Source organism: Bradyrhizobium sp. 141, from assembly GCF_023074055.1.
Classification (GTDB): domain Bacteria; phylum Pseudomonadota; class Alphaproteobacteria; order Rhizobiales; family Xanthobacteraceae; genus Bradyrhizobium.
In genome coordinates this window covers 157,376-172,701 of sequence record NZ_JADPKR010000100.1, presented here as the reverse complement: position 1 = coordinate 172,701, position 15,326 = coordinate 157,376, and the positions used below count along the sequence as shown (strand labels likewise).

Sequence of the window (15,326 nt, the reverse complement as noted above, 5' to 3'; positions counted from 1 at the left end):
ACCATTGGTCAGGCAACCACTCGGTAGCCCTTCCGGACCGGTCCGCCCGTTAAACCCTATCTTAGCCCCCGCTGGCTAGGATCAATTCCGAAGATCAGTTCCCAAGATCAGTCACCAAGCCTCTCCTGAATTCCGCCCGGACCGGATGAGACACCAGCGACCGAACCTTCCGTTTGTGGCGCTCGTGCTTGCGAGCACGATGGCGTTCGCCCTGGCGGGCCATTTGGCGGCAGAGGCCTTCATTCGCCACCAGCAGGCGCATCAGCTCAACGAGCTGACCGAGGTCGTTCTGCGCCGCTCCGAACTTGCGGTCGATTTCGCCGCGGCCAGCCTGGACGAGCTCGCGAAGCGTGATCTTGCCAGCTGCGCACCGGCCGCGCTGCAAGCCATCCGGCTCCACGTCTACCAGCGCTCGGCCATCAAGGACGTCCGTCTCGTCAATCCGGACGGATCGGTGATCTGCTCGGCCTATTCCGAGACGCTCGAGTTCGACAAGGGATGGGCAGGTCGCCACGACATGCTGTCCTCGCACGACAAGGAGCTCTCGCTGTTCCGCGTGGAGCAATTCGGCGGCGACGCATTGGGCGTGCTCAGGGACGTCAATCGCAGCTCCGCCCTGGTCGCGATCGTCGGCATCAATGCCAACCTGTTCGATCTTATGCCCGCCGAGCTGCGCGCGCACAGCGAGGTCATCCTCGCCTTGAGCAATGGCGCGAAGCTCGGCGATTTCCGGCTTGATGCCGACAGGCCCCTGCTAGGGCCGATCAGTTTCGACAGGCATTCCACGCGCTTCCCGCTTCATGCCACGATCCGGCTCGAACAGGCGGTCCTTTCGAACTGGAACAGCGAGGCTTATTGGCCGGCGCTCGCAGTGTCCCTTGGACTTGGTGTCCTCTTCGGCATCCTGCTGGCACGCAGCCGCCGGATGGAAGGGCCGGTCGCCGATCTCGATCGCGGGTTAGCGGCCCGCGAATTCAAACCGTACTACCAACCCATCTTCGACCTCAGGACAGGCAAGATCACGGGCTGCGAGATTCTGGCGCGCTGGGTTCGTCGGGACGGCTCGGTGGTGCCGCCGATGAACTTCATTCCGCTGGCCGAATCCAGCGGGCGCATCCAGGTGATGACCTGGCACATCCTGAGATCGGCGCTCTCCGACCTGCGTCCCGTCCTGAGGGCGGACAAGACCTTCAAGATGTCCCTGAACGTCGTGCCCAAGCACCTGCTGAGTGCCGGCTTCGTTGAAACGCTGCGTCGCACGGTTCTGACGGCCAGAGTCTCCGCACGCCAGATCGTGGTCGAAGTCACCGAGCGCGACGAGCTCGACGATCTCGCGCGCGCCGCAGCAATCGTGGCCGAGCTGCGTGACCATGGCTTCCGCGTCGCCATCGACGACGTCGGCGTTGGCCATAGTGGGCTGTCGCGGCTGAAAGGGCTCGGCGCCAACACGATCAAGATCGACAAGTTCTTCGTCGACACCATCACCGTGGATGCATCGACCACGACGATCGTCGAGATGTTGGTCGCGCTCGCCAAGGACTTCCGAATGACGGTGGTCGCGGAAGGAATCGAGACTGAGGAGCAGCGCCGCGCCTTGATCGCGTCCGGCGTCGAGGAAGGACAGGGCTATCTCGTCGCCGCACCGCTCCCGTTTGCGAAATTCAGCGAGCTCCTCGATTCACGCCGCCGCTCCGCATGCCCGGCGCCGGCTGGCGATGTCCGGGTAGCCTGACCATCTCCGCTGGACGGCATCCCTTTGCTCCCTGACGGAGCGCCCTCCCGGGCCCCGATCGCGGCCACGTTTTGGACAATCCGCGCCTAGAGCGACTAGGCGTTTTAACGATATTCTCGTCTTTCGAAGCGGAATGGCACCCAAGTGGCTATGGTGGGCCATGCGTCGAAATCACCTCATCGCAGCCGCGGGAATCTGCCTCGCCCTCATCGCCTATGCCACCTTGGCAAGGCTGGCGGGAAGGCCGGCGCTCATGGGGCATCACGAGGCCTACTGGATCGTGGTGATCGAGCGCTTCAGCGCCTATGGCCTGTTGGGCTTTCTCCTGGCCTTTCTGTTGCCCGGCCGGCTCACTTTGGCCTGCTCGCTTGTCCTTGCAGTCGCCATGGGGTTGGAAGTCCTGCAAATGCTGACCCCCGATCGTGATCCGGGTTTCCTGGACGTGCTGCAAAAGGCTGCGGGAGGCACCGTCGGTGTCATCCTCGCCCAGACCATCCTGGCCTTCTTGCCCCGGCCGCCAACCTGAAGCTCAGGCGCCGAAAATCTCTCCAGCGCCACGGGACATGGCCCGTTACTTCATCATCTGCCCGCGCAGCTCGCCGCCTGGGTTCGCGGCGGTATGTATGTTCGCGTACCACTTCCCGGCTAGCAGATCCGCCGCCTGAGCGTCCGTGAGCGTGGCGCTGCCCTGGATGGGGCTTTGAACCGTCTTGAACGGCAAAGCGATGCCGGCGTTCTTGCCCGCTTCACCGGGACCATGAAAATGAGCCCCCATCGCCGGACCAGTCAGACCGGCATACGTGACCGTATAGGTCAGGACTTTCGTCTGGGTATCGAACGCAGCCTCGGCCTTGCCTGAACCGGAGGAGCTGTTCGGAGGCACTTCGTTGCTGCCCTTGAGGTCGGCCTGCAGCTTGACGACCTCCGCACGTGACGGCGTGGCTGTGACGATCAGCAGCCCGCCGAGCATCGCCGCTGCCAACATCGTCACGCCGACCCGATACTTGGCTTTCCTCATGGCATTCTCCTACGGGCTCCGGGGCCCGTTGCGGTTGAAACCCCGGCCTCGGCTTGAAATTCCGGTGCAAGTCTATGCCTGATTCGCGAAAAGCTGAGCGGCCAGCCCGAGGGTGCGAGGCGAAACGGACTAAGCTGCCCCGCGCTCACGGAACCCGGTCGGTGCCAGGAGTTCGGCCATTTGCCTGTGCGTGCTCTGCAGCGCCTCGATGGCGCTGTCGAGATCGAAATCCGCGTCGCGGATTGATGCGAAGAACTTGGCGGTCAGCGCCAGGTCGAGCTTGACGCGCGTTGCGCCGTCGCGGCTCTTGCGGCGGTCAAGCGACAAATGGAGGGCCCGCAGTCTGGCTTCTGCCGGCGTGCAGCCGCTGAGGGTCGCCAGTTCGTCGTATGTCATCCAGATCTGAGGCATGTTCTCGTCCGTCCTTTAGAGCGGCCTCATCCTAACTTTCCGCGCCTGAATGCACCGTTGCCGCGCCGCGGTCGCAGCCCGTTTCACTGCGATAGCGTCAACGCAAGACTAAGATACGGGAGGCCTGGAAGGTGCAGGGAAATGGCGCGGCCGCGAACGGCTGTCGAGGCCCTTGGGCAATTTGTCATTGAGCTTCACGACGGCGCCTCGCGCTTCCACAGCCGGCGCATCCTCCTGGCTGTAGATCAGCGTCACCTCGAACATCACGTCGGGCGCTTCCCTCGCCGTTCCGGAGCAGGTCGCCATCGCACCGTTGCACACGCCCGAGAGATTGACCTGGACCTCGTCCAGCCCGAACACCGTCGGCGGACCGTCGGCATACCGCCGCGTGGTCAGGACAGCCGTGAAGCGCTGCTCGTCATCGAACCGATAGGAGCCGCCATAGGTGAAGAAGCTGTCGCTGCCGGAGATCCGTCCTTCCGCCAGATGCACGACGCCCGTGCCCTGGGCGCGCGGGGTCCTGAACCAGGCCGCGTATTTGCCGTCTCTCATGATGGAAACATCCGCCGTAAAATTCACTGGTATTTGCAACCAACTCTGGGGCGCGGCAATGACCGATGCGGCGAGCATTCCGCCACGGTTAACGCCCTGCAAAGCCAACCCGTCAAATTGCCGTCGCCGCACGAGGCGACATCGGCGGCACCGTCAGAACAATTCTATGCCGTCGTCCGCGGTCTCGACCGCCTCGACCCGGCGCGCGGCGGCGATCGACACCAGTCCGAGTGTTTGCAGGACGTTGCGATGAACGTCCCGCTCACGCTCCATCGTGTAGCGCGCGAAGAGATCGTCGAGTATCGCCTGATCCTGCACCTCCACCTGTAGCCGCTGCGCGCCCGCAGTCTCGAGCCGCATCGCGACCGCAGGCAAGGCCGCGGAGCTTTCGCCAAGCGCGGTCATCAGGCCCTGGGCCGAATTCATCAGCCGCTCGAATTCCGCGCCTTCGTCCACGAGCCGGCTCATCAGCTTGCCGAGCCGTTCATTGCCGGCCTCGACCTCGCGCAGCGCCAGAAGGATCTGCGGCTCGAGCTTGGCGAGCTGCGTGGGATCACCCTGCACGCGGAGATCCTTCAGCTCGTTGGCGGTGCGCTCGATGCCGTCGAGCACGGGCCTCAGACGCCCGGCCCCCGCTGAGACCTGGTCGGCAGTCGCCTTGAGCTCGTTGGCGATGACGACGAAGGCACTGCCGCGGCTGCCGAGATGGCTTGCCTTGAGGCCGGCATTCATTCCGATCAGCGTGATGTCGACGGTCGCCTCGGCAAGCCCGGCGATCGCCTGGCGAAATTTTGCCAGCGTGTCCTCGACGATCGCGAGCGCCTCGTCGACCGCGCGGCCCGCACTCTCGCAGGTGCCGATCAGGGTCGACGCGTGCGCCAGTGTCTGCTTGATGCGCGTCAGGAACGACGACGAGCCGTCCTCCTCGCCGCCAAACAGCGTACGGCCGTGGCCGGCGACGCTGCCCGCATCGCGCAGGATGGCGATGAGCGCGCCGACGATCTGGCCGACGTCGCCGCCGAACTCGCGCTGGGCGTCCCTGAGCTGCGCTGCCTGCAACTGGCAAATCGCACGCACGCCGTCATCGCTCGCGACCGGTTCGGGGACGAGGCTTGGCGCGAATTCCGACGCAAGCTTGATGCCGTGCGACACATGTTCGAGACGCTGCCGCGTGCTGTCGCCTGCCTGCAGCGAGATGATCGCGCTGCCGACCGCCTCGGCGATCTTCCTGGTGCTGGAACTTGCGCGATCGGCCAGATGGCTGCTCTTGCTGCGCTGATCGCGTAATCCGGAATAGGCCGCGCCGAGCTCGTCGCTCTCCGACATCAGTTGGGCCCGATAACGGCTCTCGAACTCCTTCTGCCGGCCGGAGGCGGTGGCGACCGCCTCGGACAGGCGCCGCTGGTCCCGCGCGCAGCCTTCGATCGAGCGCTGCACGGCCCTGCCGAGATCATAGGCTTCCTGGGTGAAGGCGAGAAAGCCCTCGCGGTCGCCGTCGAGCGAGGCCGCCTCGATCCGCGCGCTGCGCGCGATGATGGTGATCATCTGGATGTGCTTGAACAGCGGCTTGAGCAGCGAAGACGCCTCTGCCGTGCTCTTGCCGATCGTCTCCAAGAGCGCGCTCTCCGCCGGCAGCGCCTGCGCCAGCTCGCTCAGCCGCGCGGCGATCTCCTGCAGCGCCGTTGCAGCGCCCTCGATCTCCGCGCCGGAGAGCTCGCCCGAGAGCGTCGCCAGACCCTGGTTCAGCTCCTTGAAGATGAGGTGACCACGTCCGAGCTCGCCACCGACGCGCGCGAAGACGTCCTCGATCCGCGAGGAGACGTCCTCGATCGCGGTAGTTGCCTCAGTGAGCGTGTCTGCCGAAACGAGAGACATGGCCATCAACCTGCCACCGCGGCGTGCCCGGCCTGATACCAGAGCATGATCTCGCGCGGGATGTGATGCAGCGAAACGACCTTCTCGACACCGCCATGAGCGATCGCTTCCTTGGGCATGCCGAACACCACGCAGCTCTCCTCGTCCTGCGCCCGCGTCGAGGCGCCGAGCTTGCGCATCTCCAGCATCCCGCGCGCGCCGTCGTCGCCCATGCCGGTCATGATGACGCCGAGCGCGTTGGCGCCGGCGTGCTGGGCCGCCGAGCGGAACAGCACGTCGACGGAGGGACGATGCCGCGACACCGGCGGACCGTCCTTGATCGCGATCTGGTAGCGCAGGCCGATGCGCTGGAGCAGCATGTGGCGGGCCCCGGGCGCGATATAGGCGCAGCCCGGCTGCACGGGCTCGCCGTCCTCGGCCTCCTTGACCCTGATCTGGCAGACGGTGTCGAGACGCCTCGCAAAGGCCGCAGTGAAGCCTGCCGGCATGTGCTGGACGATCACGATGGGGGGACAATGCGGCGGCAGCATCTCGAGGACGTCGTTGAGCGCCTCAGTCCCGCCCGTCGACGCACCGATGCAGACGATGCGCTCCGTGGTCGGCCGAACCCTGCCCTGCACCGGCGGCGGGATGATGGCGTCGGCCGTCAGCTTCTTCTCGATCGCCCGACGCTCGGAACGCGGTCGGACCCGCGCGCGCGCTGCCGACTTCACGGCCTCGCGCAGCCGCGTCGAGCATTCGAGCAGCGCCTGCCGCGTGTCGATCTTCGGTTTCGGCACGATATCAACCGCGCCGGCCTCGAACGCCTCGAACATCACGTTCGAGCCCTCCTCGGTCAACGAAGAGCAGATGATCACCGGGATCGGGCGCTGCGCCATGATCTTGCGCATGAACGTCATGCCGTCCATGCGCGGCATCTCGAGGTCGAGGATCATGACGTCGGGGATCTCGTCCTGAAGACGCTTCGCCGCCACGAACGGATCGGAGGCCGTTCCCATCACCTCGATCTCAGGATCGTCGTTGAGGATCGTCTGCAGGATTTGGCGAACCGACGCCGAATCGTCCACGATCAGTACGCGAACTTTCTCCCTCGGCATCCCGTTGCGCTCCGGCTAGACCTGGAAAATGGTTGGCTGAACTTGCTTCAGCCCAGGCACGGCACTGTGAATCATCGATTCCGAGTGTCCGACCAGCAGATAGCCGCCCGGACGCAAATGGCTGCACAATTGCTCGACCACCTTGCGCTGGGTCTCGCGCTCGAAATAGATCAGGACATTGCGGCAGAAGATGATATCGACGTCACGATCGACGGGGTAGGATTTGTCCATGAGGTTCATCCTCATGAAATGAGTGGTGCGCCGCAACTCCGGCACGACCCGCACCTCACCGCGCGACTTGTCCCGCGACGACGAAAAATATCGTTTCACGAATTGCTCCGGCACTGGCGCGAGCACGTCGCGGGTGTAGATCGCCGTCTTGGCGAGGCGCAGCACCGCGGTCGAGATGTCGGTCCCGAGAATGCGGTACTGGAAACGCGGGCCGTTCCGCGTCATGTCGTCCAGCACCATCGCGGTCGTATAGGCTTCCATGCCCGTGGAGCTTGCCGAACTCCAGATCTTGAGGTTCGCGCTCTTGCGGCCATGCGATTTGAGCAAAGCGGGGATCGCGACATCCCGCAGGAAAGTGAAGTGCTGCGGCTCGCGGAAGAAATCGGTCTTGTTGGTCGTCACCACATCGATGAGATGGGTGAGCTCGGTATCGAAATGATCGGCCTCGAACAGGTTCTCGACATAGTCGTTGAGGTCGGAAAAGTTGAGCGCACGCACGCGCTTGTGCAGCCGCCCCTCCAGCATCAGCCGCTTGCCCTGCGGCAGCTTGATGCCGACCTGGCCCTCGATCAATTCGGCGATGGTCCGAAAGTGACGGTCCGACAGATGGACGGCCGTATCCTGCACGGCGGGCATCATGGCCGCCTGCTCCGGTCCGCGATGGCCGCCTGTACTGAATGTCGGGCCGTACGGGCCATCTTCGATCCTAAGCGTTGACGTAGCCGTTGAAAGCGGACCGGTTCACCGTCGTAAGGCGGACCGGTCCGCAAGAGTCCTGACGAGCCCTAGCGCTGGAAATCGGCGTCCCGATCATCCTCGCCGTCATGCATGTCGAAGGCGAAGCCACCACCACCGGCAACCTTCAGGGCGCGCGCCGGCTTACCTTGCGGCTTCTTGGCCGACCGCTCGGCGGCCGCCATCGTGGCCGCCTTGGCGCGCAGCTGGTTGACGGCCCGATCAACCGGCGCCGCCGCTTGGCCCGTCCCGCCGTGCTCGATGCGGAAATAAGCGATGGTGGACTGAAGCTGCTCGGCCTGCGAGGCGAGTTCCTCCGAAGTCGAGGACACCTGCTCGGACGCGCTGGCGTTCTGTTGGCCAACCTTGTCGAGCTGCTGGATCGCCTGGTTGATCTGGGCCGATCCCACGTCCTGCTCGCGGCAGGCCGCGGTGATTTCCTCAACCAGCTCAGCGGTCTTCTTGATATCAGGAACGAGCTTGGAGAGCATCGCGCCGGCCTCCTGCGCCACCTTGACGGTGTCGGCCGAAAGCGTGCCGATCTCGGCCGCGGCCGCCTGGCTGCGTTCGGCGAGCTTGCGCACCTCGGAGGCGACCACGGCAAAGCCCTTGCCGTGCTCGCCGGCGCGCGCGGCCTCGACCGCCGCGTTGAGCGCGAGCAGGTCGGTCTGGCGCGCGATCTCCTGCACGATCGTGATCTTCTCGGCGATGGTCTGCATCGCGTTGACGGCACGGCCGACGGCTGCGCCGGAGGCTTCCGCATCCTTGGCCGACTGTGCGGCGATCTTTTCGGTCTGGTTGGCGTTGTCGGCGTTCTGCTTCACGTTCGAGGCCATCTCCTCCATCGAGGAGGAGGCTTCCTCGGCGGACGAGGCCTGCTCGGTCGCGCCCTGCGAAAGCTGCTCGGCGCTGGCGGAGAGCTCCTGGCTGCCGGCCGAGACGTTCTGCGCCGCCGTCAGGGCTTCCGACACGATCTGGCGAAGCTTCTCCACCATGCGCTCGAGCGCAAGGCCGAGCGTGTCCTTGTTCGACAGGGGCTTGGCTTCGACCGTGAGATTGCCCTGGGCGATCTCGTTGGCGACGGCCGCGGTGGCGTTCAGATTGGCGGTCATCGCGTTCAGGGATTTGACGAGATCGCCGATCTCGTCGTTGCTGGAAGCATCGATCTTGTGGCTGAGATCGCCGATCGCGACGGCATCCGCCAGCCCGACGGCCTTGGCGAGAGACCGGCTGATATTGATCGAGATCCAGAATGCGCTAATCGCAGCAACGATGAGCGAGACGACGACCAGGACGATGAGAATCAACTGCGCGCGGCGACTCTCTTCGCCGGACTGCACGGCCTGCTCGGCCATCTGCCGCTTGGAATTCGCAACATAGGCTCCCATCGCCTCCGTGGCGTCTGCAACCACTTTGCGCCCGTCACCCATCGAGCGTTCCGTAGCCTTGGTCTTGTCCGTCTTTGCCAGCCTGATCGTCTCTTCCTGATAGGCGTTCATCCTGGCGTAGGCACCTGCAAAGTTGTCCAGCAGCTTCTTGCCGCCCTCGCTGGCGAGCGCGTAGACCTCGTCCCTGATCTTGGTTGCCTCCTCGCGGAGCTTGGCGGCCTGCAGGGCGAATTCATCAGCTTCGCTCGGCGTTCCCAGAATCGCGTTCTTTTCGGCCCTGAGCTGCTGCCAAATGATCTTTTCGACCTCGGCGGCCTTCTCCATCCGCTTGGCGCGAAGCACCATGGACTCTGCGGTCGCGGCCATGTCGGCCAACTTCATGTAGCTTACGGCGCCTGCCACAATGAACAGAAGGATGACCAGGCCGAAGGCGCTGGCAAGCTTGGCTTTGACGGTGAATCTCATGTCAGTCTCGTTGGTTCGAATTGAGGTGCTTACGCGTGTCCACGCTTCACTCTTGCAAACTCAGGCGGCGCGAGGCGCATCCGTGTCGGCATCGCGTCCTTCCGGAATCTTGTCGTTCGCCATCAGCTTGGCGAGATCGAAGATGACGACGAACTTCTCGCCCTTGCGGCCAATGCCGGCGGCGTAGTCGGACTGCCATTTGCCGCCGACCTCGGGAATCGGCTCGATCGCCTGCTCGTCGATGTCGGTGACCTCGAAGACGCAGTCGGCGACGAAGCCCACGCCGACCAGACGATCCTTCATCGGCACGTCGAGAATGATGATGCGGGTCGCTTCCGTGGCGGCAACGGTGGGCAGGCCGAGCTTCTTCCTGAGATCGACGATCGGATAGCCGCTGCCACGCACGTCGATCATGCCGAGCAGAAAGTCCGGCGCGTGCGGAAGCCGCGAGATCGGCCGCATGTCGAGAATTTCGCGGACGTTGCGGATGCTGATGCCGAACGTCTCGCCGGCGAGCCCGAGCGTCAGATATTGCGAAGTTGCGGCCATGATGCAGTCCGGGGTTCCGAAGATTTGGAAATGAGCGCGGTCCGGCGCGAGGCCGGACCGGTTGATCAGCGTTGGAACTCGGCGTCGCGATCGTCTTCGCCGTCATGCATGTCGAAGGCGAAGCCACCGCCACCGGCGACCTTCATCGCACGTGCCGGCTTGCGGACAGGTGCCGGCTTCTTCGTGCCGCAATCGGCGGCCGCCATGTGCGCAGCCTTGGCGCGGAGCTGGCCGACGGCGCGGTCGATCGGCGCGGGCGCAGAGCCCTCGCCGCGGCCCGCGTGCTCGATCCGGAAGAACGAGATGGTCGACTGGAGCTGCTCGGCTTGGGAGGCGAGCTCCTCGGACGTCGAAGACACCTGCTCGGAGGCGCTGGCGTTCTGCTGGCCGACCTTGTCGAGCTGCTGGATCGCCTGGTTGATCTGTGCCGAGCCGACGTCCTGCTCGCGGCAAGCCGCCGTGATCTCCTGCACCAGCTCGGCGGTCTTCTTGATATCGGGCACGAGCTTGGACAGCATCTCGCCGGCTTCGCGGGCGACCTTCACGGTCTCCGTCGAGAGCGTTCCGATCTCGGCGGCGGCAGCCTGGCTGCGTTCGGCAAGCTTGCGGACTTCGGAGGCGACGACCGCAAAGCCCCTGCCATGCTCGCCGGCGCGCGCGGCCTCGACCGCCGCGTTGAGCGCAAGCAGGTCGGTCTGCCGGGCGATCTCCTGCACGATCGTGATCTTTTCGGCAATAGTCTGCATCGCTTCGACGGCACGGCCCACGGCGGCGCCGCTGGATTCGGCATCCCTCGCCGATTGCGCGGCGATCTTCTCGGTCTGGTTGGCGTTGTCGGCGTTCTGCTTCACGTTCGAAGCCATCTCCTCCATCGAAGACGAGGCTTCCTCGGCCGAGGAGGCTTGTTCGGTGGCGCCCTGCGAAAGTTGCTCCGAACTCGCGGAGAGTTCCTGGCTGCCGGCGGAGACGTTCTGCGCCGCGGTGAGCGCTTCGGCGACGATCTGCCGGAGTTTCTCGACCATTGCATTCAAGGACCTGACGAGATCGCCGATCTCGTCATTGCTGGCGGAAGGAATGGTCCGGCTGAGGTCGCCCTCGGCGACCGATCCGGCAAGACCGACCGCCCGGCCGAGCGACCGACTGATCGAGATCGAAATCCAGAGCGCCGCCCCGACCGCAACCGCCAGCGAGATGCCGATCAGCATCATCAGCAGGAATTGCGCCTGGTGTCCCTCTGCCTTGGATTGGACGGCCTGCTCGGCCAGCTGCTTCTTCGTATTGGCGACATAGGCGCCCATGGATTCCATGGCATCCGCGACGACCTTGCGACCGTCGCCCATCGAACGTTCGGTCGCCTTCAACTTGTCCGTCTTCGCCAGCCTGATCGTCTCTTCCTGGTACGCGTTCATCTTGGCGTACGAGACCGCAAAGCCGTCCAGCAGCTTCCTGCCCGCTTCGCTCGCCAGCGCGTAGACCTCATCCTTGGTCTTCGTCGCCTGCTCGCGAAGCCTGGCTGCGTCGGCGGCAAACTGCTCGGCCTGGGCTTCCGTTCCGAGAATCGAATTCTTCTCGGCGCGCAGCTGAAGCAGGATATCCTTTTCGACCTGCGTCGCCTTTTCCATCCGGGATGCGCGCAGAACCATGCTGTCGGCGGTCGCCATCATGTCGCCGAGCTTCATGTAGGCCACGCCGCCCGCAACCCCGGACAGCACGATGATCAAGCCGAACGCAGTGGCAAGCTTTGCCTTGACGGTAAATCTCATTTCCAGCCCCTACCCCAGTCTCGCCCGAGACCTCATCTCAATTTAAAATGCGTTCCATGTTCGGAACGATGACGAACTCTTCACGCCACTTTGCAATGAAGCGGATGAACTCCGGCTTCCAGTGCATGCCGACGCGCGGTGTTTGCTGCACGTCGGCCTGCGAGATCTCGGTGACCTCGTAGACCTTGTCGGCGGTGACGCCGACCAGGACCGGCTCGCCCTCGAGCTCGATTTCGATGACCACGATGCGCGTATCGGCCGAATCATCGAGCTGCGGCATGCCGAAGCGGATGCGCAGATCGGCGAGCGGAATGACGTTGCCGCGCACGTTGATCACGCTGGGAACGAAGGCGCGCGCACCCGCGACCTTGGTCACCGGCACGGGATCGATGATCTCGCGCACGAGGCCGGCGTCGAGCGCGAACTTCTCCTCGCCAAGGCCGATCATGACGACCTGCATCGCGTCAGCCTGACGTTCGCCAGCCAATCCACCGCTCATCACGCCGCCTCGCTGATATGCTGCTTCTCGACCTTCGACTGCGCCAGCGCGACAAGCTGCGCGACGTCGAGGATCAACGCTGCCGTGCCGTCGCCCAAGATGGTCGCGCCGGAGAACATCGTGACGTCCGAATGCAGCTTGGAAAGCGACTTGATCACGGTCTGGTGGTTGCCGATGATCTGGTCGGCGACGAGCCCGACGTGGGTCTCGCCGGTCGAGATGATGATCGTCTTCTGGTGCCGGTCGGGCGTGCCCGATGCGGTCATGATCTCGCGCAGCCGGAGGAAGGGCACGAGATTGCCGCGCACGTTGAGGAAATTGCGGCCGCGGGAGCGCTCGTCCTCGGCGGTCAGCTCGATGCATTCCTCCACTGCGGACAGCGGAATGATGTAGCGGCCTTCGCCGACGCGGATCAGCAGGCCTTCGATGATCGCAAGCGTCAGCGGCAGGCGCAGCGTCACCGTGGTGCCCTGCCCCGTCCGGGTCGACAGATCGATCGAGCCACGCATGTTCTCGATGGTACGCTTGACCACGTCCATACCGACGCCGCGGCCGGACAGCGCCGAGATGGTCTGCGCAGTCGAGAAGCCGGGATGAAACAGGAATTGATGGATTTCATGGTCGGTGAGCACGGCTCCGGCCGCGACCAGCCCCTGCTCTTCCGCTTTCGCACGGATGCGCGAGGTGTTGAGGCCGCCGCCATTGTCCTTCACGGTGACGAGCACCTGCGCGCCGGAGTGGACGGCGGCGAGCTCGATCCGGCCTTGCTCGGTCTTGCCGTTGGCAGCGCGCACGGCGGTATCTTCGATGCCGTGGTCGACGGCATTGCGGATCAGGTGCACCAGCGGATCGGCCAGGCACTCGATCATGGTCTTGTCGAGCTCGGTATCCTCGCCCGAGGTGACGAATTCGACGGGCTTGGACAGATCCCGCGACAGGTCATGCACGAGGCGGCGGAAACGGCCGAACAGCGAACCGATCGGCACCATGCGCGCACCCATCGTGGTGTCGCGCAAGGAGGAAGCGAGGCGCTCGATCTCCTCGGCGATCATCTTGATCGAGAGGTCGGAGCCGGAGGCGGCGAGCTGGGTCAGCCGCGCCTGTGCGATGACGAGTTCGCCGACGCGGTCCATCAGCTCGTCGAGGCGCTCGGCCTGAACGCGAACGGTGGCAATGCCGCGATCGTCGCGCTTGGCCTCGGGCTTCGGTTCAAGCCTTGATTCGGATTTCGGCTCCGCCTTTGCGACGGGCTGCTCGGCCAAGGGCGCGGCAGCAGCCTCGACCGTCGGCGCAGGCATTTCGACCACCGGGGCCGGCTCTTCGTCGAGAAGCTGGAACAGCGGCGCAGGCGCGGGCGCTTCGACATGCGCCAAGGGCGAGAGCGTCAGCTTCATTTCGTCCTGGACGAACATGAAGACGTCGTCGATCGCGTCCTTGTCGCAGACCGCGTGCAGCTTGACGTCCCACTTCAAATAGCAGTCTTCCGGCTCCATCTCGTCGAGGAACGGGATGCCGTCGGTGATCGGGACGACGAAGCAGGGGCCGAGCTTGCAGAGATCTTCCAAGAGATCGAGCGGGTTCGAGCCGTTGCGCAGGATGTGCGATTCAAATTCGAGATGCAGGTGCCAGCCGGCTTGCTTGCTCTCGCCAGGGGCCAACGGCGGCGCCTCGGCGATCTCGACGACCGGAGCGCCAGGCTGGTCGAATGATACGAAGCGCTTGAGGTCGTCGAGGATGGCCTCGCCGATGATGTCGTCGGTCGACTGGGGATCTTCGATCAACGCGCGGATGTAGTCCTTGGCGGCGAGCGCGACCGAAATCAGCTCCTGGGTCGGCTTGATCTCGCCCTTGCGGACGCGGTCGAAAGCGGTCTCGAATTCGTGGGTGAAGGAGGCGACCTTGTCGAAGCCGAACATGGCACCCGAGCCCTTGATGGTATGCAGGGCGCGGAAGGCGGAATCGACCAGTTCGCGGTCGTCGGGACGCTGGCCGAGGTCGAGCAAGGCCCCTTCAAGAACTTCGAAGAGCTCGCTGGCTTCCTGACGGAAGACCTCGGTCGGGTCCATTGCGCTCATGCGCGCACCAGCTTGCCGACCACGGCGAGCAACTGCTCAGGCTTGAAGGGTTTGGTGATCCAGCCGGTGGCGCCGGCGCTCTTGGCTTCCTGCTTCACCGTGTCGTTGGATTCGGTCGTCAGGAACACGATGGGCATACCGACCGCGCTCGGCAGCTTGCGCAGCGCCCGGATCAGCTCCAGCCCGTTCATGACGGGCATATTGAGGTCGGTGATCACGAGGTCGAGCTTGCCGGCTTGCGCCTTTGCGAGCCCTTGCGCGCCGTCTCCGGCCTCGATCACGTTGTGACCGGCCGGCTCGAGCACAACCTTGATCATCTGCCGAATGCTCGGCGAATCGTCGACGGTCAGAATCGTGGCCATTAGGTGCCATCTTTCTTTTGCGGGAAATGCTGATCAATCATCGCCTCGCTGGCGAAGCCGGCACGACGAAGGGTGTTGCGAAGGGACTGTGAGAAGGAGGTGAGGACCACCGGGCGGCCTTGGGCCTCGCCCGTCTTGGCGGTCGACAGCAGAAGCTGGATCGACGTCACGTCGGCCTTGTCGACGCGCGAACAGTCGATCTCGAGCCGCTCCTGGCGGCCGAACGCCTCGCGGATGAGCTCATAGACGTTGCGAATGGCCGCGATGCTGCAATCGGCGGGCAACCGCAACGACCACTTCGGCTCCGTGGGATTGAGCGCCATCGCTTGCCCCGCCTTTGCTAAATTCCGATACTCGTTTGACGTGAATCCAATGAGTAAACTCCTAACGCGAGCATCCGTACAACTACGGGTCACATTTCCCCGGGAATTCGCGCAGGTGTATGCAAGCATGCACAAGCAGCTCAGATCACCTGCGCCGCACACCCGTATGTGCGCCTCCCCATGGCGCATTTGCTTCGCGTTAAATTCGCTCGGGTTATGGCTTGGGTTCGTGCCTTTGCCAGCGAAGAGAG

The 15,326-nt window shown here is 64.3% G+C and carries 15 protein-coding genes; 2 read left to right on the top strand and 13 right to left on the bottom strand.

The features are described from left to right. The first annotated feature begins 199 nt into the window (after nt 1-199). Nucleotides 200-1,732 (top strand): EAL domain-containing protein, encoded by a 1,533-nt coding sequence (locus tag IVA81_RS31215; RefSeq protein ID WP_247325142.1) that lies wholly within the window; start codon nt 200-202, stop codon nt 1,730-1,732. Between the two features lie 160 nt (nt 1,733-1,892). Continuing rightward, entirely contained in the window at nt 1,893-2,258 is a 366-nt protein-coding gene (locus tag IVA81_RS31210) for a VanZ family protein (protein ID WP_247325259.1), read from the top strand. 45 nt (nt 2,259-2,303) lie between these two features. Here the strand turns inward: IVA81_RS31210 and IVA81_RS31205 are convergent, their stop codons facing one another. From IVA81_RS31205 to IVA81_RS31145, 13 genes are all read right to left on the bottom strand, one after another. After that, a complete protein-coding gene (locus IVA81_RS31205) occupies nt 2,304-2,750 on the bottom strand; it encodes a CHRD domain-containing protein (RefSeq protein ID WP_247325107.1) in 447 nt (148 codons plus the stop codon). A 129-nt stretch (nt 2,751-2,879) separates the two neighbouring features. Then, complete coding sequence (locus tag IVA81_RS31200; protein ID WP_247325105.1) at nt 2,880-3,161, bottom strand: hypothetical protein; 282 nt, start codon at nt 3,159-3,161, stop codon at nt 2,880-2,882. 108 nt (nt 3,162-3,269) lie between these two features. After that, nucleotides 3,270-3,716, bottom strand: coding sequence for a hypothetical protein (locus IVA81_RS31195; protein WP_247325258.1), 447 nt, complete (start codon nt 3,714-3,716; stop codon nt 3,270-3,272). 150 nt (nt 3,717-3,866) lie between these two features. Beyond that, a complete protein-coding gene (locus IVA81_RS31190) occupies nt 3,867-5,588 on the bottom strand; it encodes a chemotaxis protein (RefSeq protein WP_247325102.1) in 1,722 nt (573 codons plus the stop codon). Between the two features lie 5 nt (nt 5,589-5,593). After that, complete coding sequence (locus IVA81_RS31185; protein ID WP_247325100.1) at nt 5,594-6,685, bottom strand: chemotaxis response regulator protein-glutamate methylesterase; 1,092 nt, start codon at nt 6,683-6,685, stop codon at nt 5,594-5,596. A 15-nt stretch (nt 6,686-6,700) separates the two neighbouring features. Beyond that, nucleotides 6,701-7,555, bottom strand: a complete 855-nt coding sequence (locus IVA81_RS31180) for a CheR family methyltransferase (RefSeq protein WP_247325098.1) — start codon at nt 7,553-7,555, stop codon at nt 6,701-6,703. Between the two features lie 146 nt (nt 7,556-7,701). Then, nucleotides 7,702-9,504, bottom strand: coding sequence for a methyl-accepting chemotaxis protein (locus tag IVA81_RS31175; RefSeq protein WP_247325095.1), 1,803 nt, complete (start codon nt 9,502-9,504; stop codon nt 7,702-7,704). 60 nt (nt 9,505-9,564) lie between these two features. After that, nucleotides 9,565-10,053, bottom strand: coding sequence for a chemotaxis protein CheW (locus IVA81_RS31170; RefSeq protein ID WP_247325094.1), 489 nt, complete (start codon nt 10,051-10,053; stop codon nt 9,565-9,567). Between the two features lie 65 nt (nt 10,054-10,118). Next, nucleotides 10,119-11,816, bottom strand: a complete 1,698-nt coding sequence (locus IVA81_RS31165; RefSeq protein ID WP_247325092.1) for a methyl-accepting chemotaxis protein — start codon at nt 11,814-11,816, stop codon at nt 10,119-10,121. 37 nt (nt 11,817-11,853) lie between these two features. Next, nucleotides 11,854-12,315, bottom strand: coding sequence for a chemotaxis protein CheW (locus IVA81_RS31160; protein ID WP_247325090.1), 462 nt, complete (start codon nt 12,313-12,315; stop codon nt 11,854-11,856). Continuing rightward, nucleotides 12,315-14,390 carry a chemotaxis protein CheA gene (locus IVA81_RS31155; protein ID WP_247325087.1) on the bottom strand — a complete coding sequence of 692 codons (2,076 nt, stop codon included), beginning with the start codon at nt 14,388-14,390 and terminating at the stop codon, nt 12,315-12,317. Before IVA81_RS31155 ends, IVA81_RS31160 begins: the two co-directional genes overlap by 1 nt. Further along, the gene (locus IVA81_RS31150; RefSeq protein ID WP_008142319.1) at nt 14,387-14,752 is read right to left on the bottom strand and encodes a response regulator; all 366 of its coding nucleotides are present in this window, start codon (nt 14,750-14,752) and stop codon (nt 14,387-14,389) included. Before IVA81_RS31150 ends, IVA81_RS31155 begins: the two co-directional genes overlap by 4 nt. Beyond that, nucleotides 14,752-15,075, bottom strand: a complete 324-nt coding sequence (locus tag IVA81_RS31145; protein ID WP_247325084.1) for an STAS domain-containing protein — start codon at nt 15,073-15,075, stop codon at nt 14,752-14,754. The genes IVA81_RS31150 and IVA81_RS31145 overlap by 1 nt, the downstream gene beginning before the upstream one ends. Nucleotides 15,076-15,326: the final 251 nt, after the last annotated feature.

Coding starts and splice junctions, on each gene's coding strand:
- IVA81_RS31215 (WP_247325142.1), top strand. CDS start 200: ATGGCGTTCGCCCTGGCGGGCCATTTGGCGGCAGAGGCCTTCATTCGC.
- IVA81_RS31210 (WP_247325259.1), top strand. CDS start 1,893: ATGCGTCGAAATCACCTCATCGCAGCCGCGGGAATCTGCCTCGCCCTC.
- IVA81_RS31205 (WP_247325107.1), bottom strand. CDS start 2,750: ATGAGGAAAGCCAAGTATCGGGTCGGCGTGACGATGTTGGCAGCGGCG.
- IVA81_RS31200 (WP_247325105.1), bottom strand. CDS start 3,161: ATGCCTCAGATCTGGATGACATACGACGAACTGGCGACCCTCAGCGGC.
- IVA81_RS31190 (WP_247325102.1), bottom strand. CDS start 5,588: ATGTCTCTCGTTTCGGCAGACACGCTCACTGAGGCAACTACCGCGATC.
- IVA81_RS31185 (WP_247325100.1), bottom strand. CDS start 6,685: ATGCCGAGGGAGAAAGTTCGCGTACTGATCGTGGACGATTCGGCGTCG.
- IVA81_RS31180 (WP_247325098.1), bottom strand. CDS start 7,555: ATGATGCCCGCCGTGCAGGATACGGCCGTCCATCTGTCGGACCGTCAC.
- IVA81_RS31175 (WP_247325095.1), bottom strand. CDS start 9,504: ATGAGATTCACCGTCAAAGCCAAGCTTGCCAGCGCCTTCGGCCTGGTC.
- IVA81_RS31170 (WP_247325094.1), bottom strand. CDS start 10,053: ATGGCCGCAACTTCGCAATATCTGACGCTCGGGCTCGCCGGCGAGACG.
- IVA81_RS31165 (WP_247325092.1), bottom strand. CDS start 11,816: ATGAGATTTACCGTCAAGGCAAAGCTTGCCACTGCGTTCGGCTTGATC.
- IVA81_RS31160 (WP_247325090.1), bottom strand. CDS start 12,315: ATGAGCGGTGGATTGGCTGGCGAACGTCAGGCTGACGCGATGCAGGTC.
- IVA81_RS31155 (WP_247325087.1), bottom strand. CDS start 14,390: ATGAGCGCAATGGACCCGACCGAGGTCTTCCGTCAGGAAGCCAGCGAG.
- IVA81_RS31150 (WP_008142319.1), bottom strand. CDS start 14,752: ATGGCCACGATTCTGACCGTCGACGATTCGCCGAGCATTCGGCAGATG.
- IVA81_RS31145 (WP_247325084.1), bottom strand. CDS start 15,075: ATGGCGCTCAATCCCACGGAGCCGAAGTGGTCGTTGCGGTTGCCCGCC.